The organism is Bacillus sp. RE35, assembly GCF_052146655.1.
In the GTDB taxonomy this organism is placed as follows: Bacteria; Bacillota; Bacilli; order Bacillales; family Bacillaceae_G; genus Bacillus_A; species Bacillus_A cereus.
This window is the reverse complement of the sequence record NZ_CP197377.1, coordinates 364,941-376,408: the sequence shown is the minus strand read 5'-3', so window position 1 is coordinate 376,408 and position 11,468 is coordinate 364,941. Positions and strand designations below refer to the sequence as shown.

The following is an 11,468-nucleotide window of genomic DNA, read 5'->3' as shown; positions in this document are numbered from 1 at the left end:
ATTCTACTGCTGCCCATACCCTTCAAACTTCTTCGCCAAATTCTCCATCTCATCTTCTGGCAATAGCTTTGGTTCCCCAATGCTTTTCGTTTGATAATAAATTTGAGCACAAAACTCAATCTCTTCTGCAACAGTAAACGCCATTTTTATATTATTTGCACCAGCAATTAAACCGTGATTTGCAAGTAAAACAGCACGGCGATCAATCATGCCTTCAAAAGCAGCCTCCGCTAATTGCTTCGTACCAAATGTTTCATACGGTGCACAGCGCACATTCGGTCCTGCGAAAGCAATTAAATACGATACAGCAGGAAGCTCCCATCCTAATGATGCAATCGTCTTCGCGTAAGGAGAGTGTGTATGCACAAGCGCATTTATATCTTCACGCTTCCTATAGTAAATAAGGTGCATATCTAATTCACTTGATGGTTTTCTCTCTCCTTCTACTACTTCACCATCTAGGTTTAATATAACTACATCTTCAGGCTTTGTTTCATAATACTCTAAACCACTTGGGCTAATCGCAACAAGACCTTGTTCACGATTAAAGATACTAATATTACCGCCCGTTCCCTTTGTTAAACCACTAGAAATCATTTTCTTTCCATACGCTACAATTTCTTCTCTTTCTTTTTGTAATAACATATACATCCCCCTAAGTATGAAGCTTATGATGACTGACTTTTACATTTATCTACTTATTGAAATAGCTTTTTTAAATTCTCCGTAAACGGTGCCTTTACAATCCCTTTTTCTGTAATAATCGCTGTTACATTTTCATGTGGAGTAACATCAAATGCTGGATTATATACTTTACTTTCTTTCGGAGCAGAATATTGTCCGAAGCGATTAATCACTTCAGAAGCATCTCTTTCTTCAATCGGAATTTCTTTTCCTGTCGATGTCTTTAAATCAATTGTCGGTGTTGGCGCTGCTACATAAAACGGAATGTTGTAGTACTTAGCTAAAATAGATACGCCTAATGTGCCAATTTTATTTGCTACATCACCATTTGCTGCCACACGATCACATCCAACAATTACCGCATCAATCTTCCCTTGTGACATGACCATAGCTGCCATATTATCTGTAATAACAGTAACGTCAATGCCTGCTCGCTGCAGTTCTAATGCTGTTAACGTTGAACCTTGTAATCTAGGGCGTGTTTCATCAGAATAGATTTTTAAGTCCCATCCTTTTTCTTTCGCTAAGTACATGGGAGCTGTCGCGGTACCATACTTAGTTGTCGCTAACGCACCAGCATTACAATGTGTTAATACTCCCATTCCATCATGGAATAATGTTAATGCATGTTCTCCAATTTGACGGTTAATTTCTTCATCTTCTCTATGAATCTCTTTTGCCTCTTCTAGTAATCTATTTTTCAGCTGTGAGATTGATAAATGAATATTATCTGTCGCTACACTTTCCATTCTTTCAAGTGCCCAAAATAAATTTACGGCAGTCGGTCTTGATGTCGCCAAGTATGTACATACCTTTCTTACTTCATCCATAAATCCCTCTTCCGTACTTTCAGCAAATTCCTTTATCCCTAAATACACTCCATAAGCAGCTGAAACACCAATCGCGGGTGCACCTCGTACTTTCATTACTTGAATCGCATCCCACACACTTTCAGCTGTTTTAAAAGATTCATAGACAATTTCATTTGGTAATAACGTTTGATCTAACAAAACTAAAGCATCATCTTTCCACTGAATTGGTATTAATTGCTCTTCCATCATATTCTCCCCTTACTTCGCGTAGTGCATTGACTGTTCTTTTAACGTTTCTACAAAACTTGTGCCCGTTCTATATTGATTCGCTCGTAAAATAAAACCCTTCGCTACTTGAAGACAAATTCGCTCCGCTCTAGCACGTGCTTCCTCATTCCCAATACAAGTAATATCTTTTACTTTCGCTAATCCAACAATACGGCGAATTAATTCCAGACCTGTCACTGCAGCTGTATCCTCTAATACAGATTGCAAATAGACTTCGCTAAAGCCTTCTTCCCTCGCCATAATCTCGGTCACATGAATATCCCAAGCACCTAAAAACTTCTGCTTAAATAAATCAATTACCTCTACCATCGTAGTTTGTAACCAATCCATATACGTATCTTTCTCAGCTCCAGGTGACATCGTTGCATCTGCATTCACCCAAGCAAACATTAAATTCGCCATTACATTCCCAACGTCATATCCCATAGGTCCATAAAAAGCAAACTCAGGATCAATAACCTTTGTAGAATCATCTCTTACAAAAACAGAACCAGTATGTAAATCACCATGAAGTAATGCCTGTGCATTCGTCATAAAAGAAAATTTACGTTTCGCTACTTCCATACGAAGCTCTTTATCACTATAAATATGTTCCCTAATCCATCCCTCATTTAACGGAAATAACTCATTACGCTTATTATGATTTGTAAATGGTTCTGAATATACGAGGTCCTCTGTAATCTCACATAATTCAGGATTTATATAATTCTTCACAAGTTCCTTCTTCTCTTTATGATTCATTACAACATCCGATGTTAACAAAAGTGTATTTACCATAAAAGTAGTTAAATCATCCGCAAGCCTTGGAAATATTTGATGATTTATAAGTGCTGTACGTAATATTGTGTGATCCGATAAATCTTCCATTACGCAACAATTCATCACACTATCAAATAAATACACCTTAGGAACAAGTCCAGGTGCTAACTCATCCTCTAACTGCAAAACATCTGATTCTATACGAATACGATTCGTCGACAACTTAAACTCATCTGAAATGCGAGCTGTATCCCCAGCTTGCTTTACGATGACAGACATGTTCTCTTTTTCATCCCAAACGCGGAACACATAATTTAAATTGCCATCACCTATTTCTTTACACTGTAACCCCTTTGCATGTTCAAACTTAGATAATTTCTCTTTCACATATGCAATCACATCTTTAGCTTCCATTAAAAAATACTTTGTGAACTTAGACATGGTTTCCCCTCCACACCAATTGTAAGCGTTTTCTAAAAGCTATAAAAAATAATAGGATTAAATCTTTCATCCTAAAATATATGATCTTCTTTTTGAAATGTATATCTAGGTTTTATTATATCTTGTTAGCACTTTGAGTCAATGTTTCTAACTATTATCGTAATATACTTCCTAATTATATATTTGAGATGACAAAAATTGTTCAAAAAATTTCCGATTCATTTTATTTTATTTATCACAAAATTCTTTGTAAAATAGAAGTAAGCAGTTCCTTTTCAAAACCACAACTTCTAAGAAATATCTCCTTCCTAAGAAATTAAACTTACACACTATCTCTAACATACACACTAAACTTTCAACTACTCATCTAAAATTTATAGACTTAAAATTACCTTTCCATTCCCTGTTAGTCTTAATTGAGAATAAATATTAATTAAATTGGTATAAAGTTGGTTTATTCTCTTGACAAAATAACCACTTCTATATGATAATTAATATCGAATTAGAATTATTATAGTTAATTAAAAAATATATTTTATGAGCACACTATTTTTTGATGCTCAAAACCAACATTTAGGAGGAATTTTAACATGTTATTAATCGGCACAGAAGTAAAACCGTTTAAAGCTAATGCTTACCATAATGGAGAATTTATCCAAGTTACTGACGAAAGTTTAAAAGGAAAATGGAGTGTAGTTTGTTTCTACCCAGCTGACTTCACATTCGTTTGCCCAACTGAACTTGAAGACTTACAAAACCAATACGCAACTCTAAAAGACTTAGGCGTTGAAGTATACTCTGTATCTACAGACACTCACTTCACTCACAAAGCATGGCATGATAGCTCAGAAACTATCGGCAAAATCGAGTACATCATGATTGGTGACCCAACTCGCACAATCACTACAAACTTCAACGTTTTAATGGAAGAAGAAGGTCTTGCTGCTCGTGGTACATTCATCATCGATCCAGACGGCGTTATCCAATCTATGGAAATCAATGCTGACGGTATCGGCCGTGACGCAAGCATTCTTGTTAACAAAATTAAAGCTGCTCAATACGTACGTAACAACCCAGGTGAAGTTTGCCCAGCTAAATGGCAAGAGGGTTCTGCAACACTTAAACCAAGCCTTGACCTTGTAGGCAAAATCTAAGGAGTTCGATCAAAATGATACTAGATGCAGATATAAAAACACAACTATCCCAATACCTTCAATTAATGGAGAACGATATTTTACTTAAAGTAAGCGCAGGAGACGATAACGTATCTAAAGATATGTTAGCTCTAGTAGACGAATTAGCTACTATGTCATCTAAGATTACAGTAGAAAAAGTTGAATTAGAGAGAACACCAAGCTTTAGCGTAAACCGCCCTGGTGAAAACACTGGTGTCGTATTCGCTGGTATTCCATTAGGACACGAATTTACATCATTAGTGTTAGCTTTACTACAAGTAAGTGGACGCGCTCCAAAAGTTGAACAAAAATTAATCGATCAAATTAAAAACATTCAAGGCGAATATCATTTTGAATCTTATATCAGCCTAAGTTGTCATAACTGTCCTGATGTTGTACAAGCTCTTAACGTAATGAGCGTTCTTAACCCTGGTATTACACATACTATGATTGATGGCGCTGCATTCAAAGAGGAAGTAGAAAGCAAAGACATTATGGCAGTACCAACTGTTTACCTAAACGGCGAATCTTTCGGAAGCGGTCGTATGACACTTGAAGAAATTTTAGCTAAAATGGGTAACGGTCCAGATGCATCAGAGCTTTCTGATAAAGATCCATACGATGTTCTTGTTGTTGGTGGCGGCCCTGCTGGTGCAAGTGCAGCAATTTACGCAGCACGTAAAGGCATCCGCACTGGTATCGTTGCTGAGCGCTTTGGTGGTCAAGTAATGGATACTATGGGCATTGAGAACTTCATCAGCGTGAAAAAGACTGAAGGTCCTAAGCTAGTAGCAAGCCTTGAAGAGCACGTAAAAGAATACGACATCGATGTAATGAATCTACAACGTGCGAAACGTTTAGAGAAAAAAGAACTTATTGAAGTGGAACTTGAAAACGGCGCTATTCTGAAAAGTAAGAGCGTAATCGTTTCTACAGGTGCTCGCTGGCGTAATGTTGGCGTACCAGGTGAAGCTGAGTTCAAAAATAAAGGTGTAGCATATTGCCCACACTGTGACGGTCCATTATTCACTGGAAAAGACGTAGCAGTTATCGGCGGAGGTAACTCTGGTATTGAAGCAGCTATCGACTTAGCAGGTATCGTTAAGCACGTAACTGTTCTTGAATTCATGCCAGAATTAAAAGCTGATGCTGTATTACAAGAGCGTCTTAACAGCTTACCAAACGTAACTGTTCTGAAAAACGTTCAAACGAAAGAAATCACTGGTACTGATAAAGTAAACGGTATTTCTTACATCGATCGTGAAACTGAAGAAGTTCATCACGTTGAATTACAAGGTGTATTCGTACAAATCGGTCTTGTACCAAACACAGACTGGTTAGGCGAAACAGTTGAACGCGTTCGCGGTGAAATCGTAACAGACAAGCACGGCGCTACAAACGTACCAGGAGTGTTTGCTGCAGGTGACTGTACAAATAATCCGTACAAACAAATCATCATCTCTATGGGTTCAGGTGCAAACGCAGCTTTAGGTGCATTTGATTACTTAATCCGTAACTAATAAAAAAGACGCGCTACCAATAGGTAGCGCGTCTTTTTTATTATATTTCATGTAAATAGTTATCAAGTTCCTTCCAACTCATTACTGTATAAGGTGTACCTACATTCAATACTACTTTTACATTTTCTGCTACTATTTGCATTCTCTTAGTTGGATTATCTCTTTTTCCTGAAGGATAAATAGCAAGTTTCATCATTTCTTGCTTTCCATCTTCATAAATCCTTTTCTTTAAACCAAATTGGTTAATTTGTTCCTTTGAAGGAACTTCGTTGACTTCCCAGTCACATATTTCAAATAGAGGATACCTATCTCCGTGCCATTCCTCAATAATCTCAATGACTTTAAGAATAATACAACTCCCTGATACTAATTCATAACTAACAGCATCACCTGCTTTTAAAGAAGTATTAGCTATAAATCTTTTCGGCACTTTTTTAGCTTCTGGCTGCCGAGAATGTAACTGCTCTCTTAGTTTATTTAAAACTACTTCACGTTTCTTCTGTAATTTAGGTTCTTCTTCCCAACGGGCTAAATCTGCACCACTTTCTATTATTTGCAATGCCTCCTGCTTAACATTCTCTTGAAGTCTCCCTAACCTCCATTGTATGGAAGCAAATACTAACCAAAAAACAATAGTCTCTTCATTATCTAATTCATTCTTGTATTCCTCAATTACAATCCTACTTGCGTCCTCATTTGAATATTCATTTGCTAACAAATCCTTATACAGTAACTTAATATCTTCAGCAATATCGTCTGATAATATTGCTACTCCCCAAGCCCCCATACATTAACACTCCAATCTATAAACTAAAAACCTCTCATTCCCATTCTTCTCATAAGCACCTGGCAATCTAACTTCTTTCTTCAGCTCAAACGCAGTCTGATTTTCTAAGAAGAAAATATAGTCCTCAGAAGGATAATATAAAATAATATCCACTTCTCTCCCCGTTTCTTCTACTGAAAGCAAAATGTTATTTACTACATTCATAAACACTTGTACAGAAAATGGATTAAAGAAATAAAACCTATTATCATGTGGATCAATCTCATATTCCTGCGCTAAACAACATTGGAATTGAATTTTCCCCTTACTGTTTCGTGCCTTTCGTGCATAACGATCTCGATTATCCATCGCTTCTTTATAAAACTCTTCATTCATTTCAATTCCAACTGCTGAAGCACCACATTTATGATGCATATAAAAGTTTAATCGCCCTTTTCCGCACCCAAAGTCTACAATTCGGTCGCTACTTCGTATTTCATATTGATTCAATAACTCATCTAACCCGCTATACGGTGTCGGTTCATAGCGATGATAATGCATAGACTTGTTAAACCCTTTTTGCTCACCGACTGTTTTTATATGTAAAACTGCATCGTAATATTGTTCGTTCATTCGTTTTCTCCTATTAAAAAATGGTACTTATTATTATACACCATGTACTGGAGGCTCATTTTTCATCAAATTAATAGGTACGTGAAATTATATCAACGATTTTCTCAATATATCTATCATAACTTCAAATATATCAACGGTTTTCTTAATATATCTATCATAACTTCAAATATATCAACGATTTTCTTAATATATCTATCATAACTCAAAATATATCAACGTTTTTTCAAATATATCGATTTGCCGACAATTCACGACAAAAAAACAGGAGCTCTCTAGCCCCTGTCTTCTAACACTTTCAATACAGTTTGTTTCAATATTTCTACCCCATCCATAATACAACTATGATCAAACCTCATATACGGATGGTGTAATCCAGGTTGTAGGTCTGCTCCTAGTCCAAGCATGACAGCTTTTAAATGTGGTCTTTTCACTGTATAGTAATGGAAATCATCGCTTCCTGTCGTATAGAGAGGCCCTGTGCATCTCTCTTCCCCATACACTTCGAGAATACCTTTACGCATAAAGCGCTCTGCTTCTTCGGAAACCTCTGCTCCTGGTGCAAGATCCATCCATTCGTATGAAGTTTTTGATCCCATCGATGCAGCTGATTCTATTACATGCTCAATCTTTTTCTTTAATTCTTCTAATAGTATATTACTCTCTGCTCTTACATCTAAACTGAAATGACCATTTCCCGGAATAATATTTAAATTATCACCACCAGCTTGGCATCTCGTCATTTTTACTGAATAAGAACTTTGCGGTGGCAGCCAAATATTTTTCAAACCGATATTAATCATGGAAATGACATCAATTGCATTCACACCTTGATGTGGTCTTGCCCCGTGTGCATCCTCCCCATGAATCATACCCTCTAAAAATCCTGCTGCTCCATGACGAATAGATGGGGCTGCTTGTTTCAAAGATAGTTCTTCAATTGGTCTTAGATGGACGCCAAATAAGAAATCAGCATCATCTACAGCACCTTTCTCCACCATCTTCAAAGCACCATTCCCCTTCTCTTCTGCTGGCTGAAAAATAAATCTAACCGTACCACTTTTCCATCTCATATTTTTCAATTGTAAAATAAGTCCCATTACAATGGTCATATGAGCATCATGGCCACATGAATGGTTCGCTTTAAATTCTCCATTTACTTCTTGCCAAAGTGCATCCATATCAGCACGAATCGCAATAACCGGATTCCCGCCTCCAATCTCAGCAATTACACCTGGACAATCATCAAATGTTCTATATGAAATTCCTTCTTCTTTTAAAAAGTCAGTAATATACGCTGTCGTTTCATATTCTTTCCAACTTACTTCAGGGTTTTCGTGTAAATGCTGAAAAATCTCCGTTAAGCGCTCTTGTAGTTCTAATGTTTTCAACGTTCCAGTCTCCTTCCCACATTACAAACGATTCGGGTTAATTATACTTATGAAAAACAGATGTTTTTATGAACATATTGAATTTTAAGAAAAAAGTCAATTATTTATTTTTAAATACTTAAAAAGCTTACTCTGCACTTATATTACAAACTAAACAAACAACTAGAACATTCCTTATTTTCTGTTTTTTATGTTGACGCTTACATAAACTTTTAGTTATCATAACCTAATAAACGTCTATTTTACGACAATTCTAAAAATACAAACAAACATACGTAACAAGGAGGAACTTTATGAAAAAAGAAATACCTTTTGGAATAGCGATTATCCCTATTATCATTACCGTTGCAGTTATGATGGTTACAATTGTTGTATTAAAACAAACCCCTCACGTTCCACTTATTATTGGTACAACCGTTGCTTCTATTGTCGCTTGGCGTTACGGTTACAAATGGAATGATCTTGAAGAAGCAATGTATAAAGGGATTCGTCTTGCATTACCCGCTATCGTCATTATTATTCTTGTTGGCTTAACAATTGGTGCTTGGATTGGCGGTGGAATCGTCGCAACGATGATTTATTACGGTTTAAAACTTTTAACTCCATCACTATTTTTAGTTTCCATTACCGTCATTTGTTCTATCGTAGCATTAGCAATTGGTAGCTCTTGGTCTACAATGGGCACAATTGGTGTTGCTGGAATGGGAATTGGCCTAAGTATGGGAATTCCAGCTCCAATGGTTGCTGGTGCCATTATTTCAGGCTCTTATTTTGGCGATAAAATGTCACCGCTTTCAGATACAACTAACTTAGCCGCAGGATTAACAAATACAGATTTATTCGCACACATTCGTCATATGTTATTTACTACAGTTCCAGGTTTAATTATTACTCTTATCGTCTACGCAGTCTTAGGAAAAAGCTTTGGCGCTAACAATATTGATGCGAAGAGCATCGATCAAACGTTACAAGTATTGCAACAAAACTTTGTTATCTCGCCTTTTCTACTCATTATACCCGTAGTCGTTATGGTATTGGTCGCTAAAAAAGTCCCTGCTATACCAGCGATTCTCGTCGGTATTATTTTAGGATTCTTATCACAAGTCTTTATTCAAGGTGGTTCTGTCTCAGCATCTGTCGGTGCACTCCAAGCTGGATTTGTTATAGACACTGGAAACAAGCTAGTAGACGAACTATTTAACCGCGGTGGCTTAGATTCGATGATGAATACAGTCTCTATGACAATTGTCGCTATGACTTTCGGAGGAGTATTAGAACATACAGGTATTCTTCGCTCAATTGTAAATCAAATTTTAAAGTTAGCGAAATCAGCAAAAGGGCTTATCGCTTCTACTATCGCATCTTGTTTTGCAACAAACCTTACTTGCTCTGAACAATATATTTCAATTGTTGTCCCTTCAAGAATGTACGCAAATGCCTACACGGAAAAAGGACTACATTCAAAAAACTTATCCAGAGCATTAGAAGATGGTGGAACATTAACTTCTGTCTTCGTTCCTTGGAATACGTGCGGTGTATTTATTCTCGCAACACTTGGCGTAGGTGCATTTGAATATGCTCCTTATGCTATTTTGAATTTCATCGTACCTATTATCTCAATCATTTATGGTATAACAGGCTTCACAATTGTAAAACTATCAGACATTGAAAAAGCAGAACTACTAAAGAAACAAAAAGCTCAACTAGAAGCTTAAAAATAGCGGTAAATTCAGTTCATATAGTGCACGAGGTCGCCCTTGTTGATAGGGCATTTCCTCGCCGCAAATATGAGCATACCCGTAATCAACTAATTTCTTTAACAACCTTTCTGTCGATCTTCGAGTTACTTGTAAGTACTCAGAAAGGTCAGCTGCTGTAAACTTCAATGACGGGTGCGATTGACTAAATTGAATGATTTTTGACAAGTTGGCCGGACTAAGCTTTGTTTCCTTCGCTATTTTCATTAGTTCCGGATTATCATTTTTCAAACTTTGTACTCTCTGTTCTTTCGGGAACGGACCAAACAAATCTTTATCACTTGTTAGTATATAAAAACAACGATCTATTGGATTGTTCTTTGCAAAACTTTGAGCAATTTTTGCATTTTGCTCCGCTTCTTTCACGGTTTTCCCATAACCAAATCCAATAGCTATCGTTCCTTCTACGCTCGCAAACAAGTTATCTATCGCATTTGTTTTAATAATTGATTCGATATCACCACGAGTTGTATACAAAATGCATGTCATTTCATCCACTTGTTTAAATGAACCACGTAGTTCTTTTGAAATGACATCTAGTTTTTCAAGCAAACTCGTTCGTAATTCTAAGGAAGAAATAATACAAGCACCAACAGTAGCGGAATAGCTTTTTGCTAACTCAGCTTTTATTTTTGCATCTTTTAGCCCATGTATAATGGATTGTGTTGGATCAATCATACGCTCTGAAGGAACACCTATTTTTTGAAGCTCGTCGTAAACAGCGTGAATACTAGTTAAAGCTAAATGAGCCTCTCCAGATTGATATTTAGCTACATGAAAATCGATAACTCTATTTATTTCATCTTTACTCCACAGCATATTTTCATAATCCAACACTTGCGGGCTTTCTTTTATACCGATATCATGGAACACATTTGTAATAAACGAGCGGTCTACTAAATCGATGGAAATGTTATGTGGTTGAATACTTTGATGATACATGATAGAAAGAATTGAAGATGCGACAGTTGTCTCGTCTTGCTGTAAGTATGTACTTGGAATTCGTAATTGTTCTCTTATTTCTTTTGCCATATAATAAGGTAAAGCACCTGAGAAAAAGATGACATCACAAGGCTTTAAACACTTTAATAGTTCAGAAGATTCCGCCGGATGAAGGTAAATATATGGATCAATTTCTATTCCTTCTAATTTTTGAGCAATAGGAAAAAGGTTCTCCATAAACTCCTTTGAACCGACAACTGCAATTTTTATCATCATTTTCTCTAACTCCTTATCATTAAT

The 11,468-nt window shown here is 36.5% G+C and carries 10 protein-coding genes; 3 read left to right on the top strand and 7 right to left on the bottom strand.

The window, feature by feature from the left end:
* Positions 1 to 3 precede the first annotated feature (3 nt).
* Genes ACTL4X_RS02020 through mtnK form a run of 3 tightly spaced genes read right to left on the bottom strand, consistent with a single transcriptional unit; the run spans position 4 to position 2,984 of the window.
* Positions 4 to 645 (bottom strand): L-fuculose-phosphate aldolase, encoded by a 642-nt coding sequence (locus ACTL4X_RS02020; protein ID WP_000926557.1) that lies wholly within the window; start codon positions 643 to 645, stop codon positions 4 to 6.
* A 53-nt stretch (positions 646 to 698) separates the two neighbouring features.
* Positions 699 to 1,745: an S-methyl-5-thioribose-1-phosphate isomerase gene (mtnA, locus tag ACTL4X_RS02015; RefSeq protein ID WP_025690395.1), complete on the bottom strand. Its 1,047-nt coding sequence runs from the start codon at positions 1,743 to 1,745 to the stop codon at positions 699 to 701.
* A gap of 9 nt (positions 1,746 to 1,754) precedes the next feature.
* Positions 1,755 to 2,984 (bottom strand): S-methyl-5-thioribose kinase, encoded by a 1,230-nt coding sequence (mtnK, locus tag ACTL4X_RS02010; RefSeq protein ID WP_065381875.1) that lies wholly within the window; start codon positions 2,982 to 2,984, stop codon positions 1,755 to 1,757.
* A 590-nt stretch (positions 2,985 to 3,574) separates the two neighbouring features.
* On the opposite strand from mtnK, the gene ahpC reads away from it, so the two are divergent.
* Together ahpC and ahpF are read left to right on the top strand one after the other, a co-directional pair.
* On the top strand, positions 3,575 to 4,138 hold the full coding sequence (ahpC, locus tag ACTL4X_RS02005; RefSeq protein ID WP_000924420.1) for an alkyl hydroperoxide reductase subunit C: 564 nt from the start codon (positions 3,575 to 3,577) through the stop codon (positions 4,136 to 4,138).
* 14 nt (positions 4,139 to 4,152) lie between these two features.
* Entirely contained in the window at positions 4,153 to 5,679 is a 1,527-nt protein-coding gene (ahpF, locus tag ACTL4X_RS02000) for an alkyl hydroperoxide reductase subunit F (protein WP_000599508.1), read from the top strand.
* A gap of 40 nt (positions 5,680 to 5,719) precedes the next feature.
* On the opposite strand, the gene ACTL4X_RS01995 is transcribed toward ahpF, so the two are convergent.
* The 3 genes from ACTL4X_RS01995 to ACTL4X_RS01985 all read right to left on the bottom strand — a co-directional run bounded on the left by ACTL4X_RS01995 (position 5,720) and on the right by ACTL4X_RS01985 (position 8,469).
* The gene (locus ACTL4X_RS01995) at positions 5,720 to 6,466 is read right to left on the bottom strand and encodes a hypothetical protein (RefSeq protein ID WP_098213833.1); all 747 of its coding nucleotides are present in this window, start codon (positions 6,464 to 6,466) and stop codon (positions 5,720 to 5,722) included.
* Positions 6,467 to 6,469: 3 nt separating this feature from the next.
* Positions 6,470 to 7,078: an SAM-dependent methyltransferase gene (locus tag ACTL4X_RS01990; protein ID WP_001005624.1), complete on the bottom strand. Its 609-nt coding sequence runs from the start codon at positions 7,076 to 7,078 to the stop codon at positions 6,470 to 6,472.
* 275 nt (positions 7,079 to 7,353) lie between these two features.
* A complete protein-coding gene (locus tag ACTL4X_RS01985; protein ID WP_000853516.1) occupies positions 7,354 to 8,469 on the bottom strand; it encodes a M20 peptidase aminoacylase family protein in 1,116 nt (371 codons plus the stop codon).
* Positions 8,470 to 8,762: 293 nt separating this feature from the next.
* On the opposite strand from ACTL4X_RS01985, the gene nhaC reads away from it, so the two are divergent.
* Positions 8,763 to 10,184, top strand: coding sequence for a Na+/H+ antiporter NhaC (nhaC, locus tag ACTL4X_RS01980; protein WP_000711522.1), 1,422 nt, complete (start codon positions 8,763 to 8,765; stop codon positions 10,182 to 10,184).
* Here the strand turns inward: nhaC and ACTL4X_RS01975 are convergent.
* Entirely contained in the window at positions 10,173 to 11,444 is a 1,272-nt protein-coding gene (locus ACTL4X_RS01975; protein ID WP_000972811.1) for a hypothetical protein, read from the bottom strand. The two genes, nhaC and ACTL4X_RS01975, sit on opposite strands and share 12 nt — an antisense overlap.
* Positions 11,445 to 11,468: the final 24 nt, after the last annotated feature.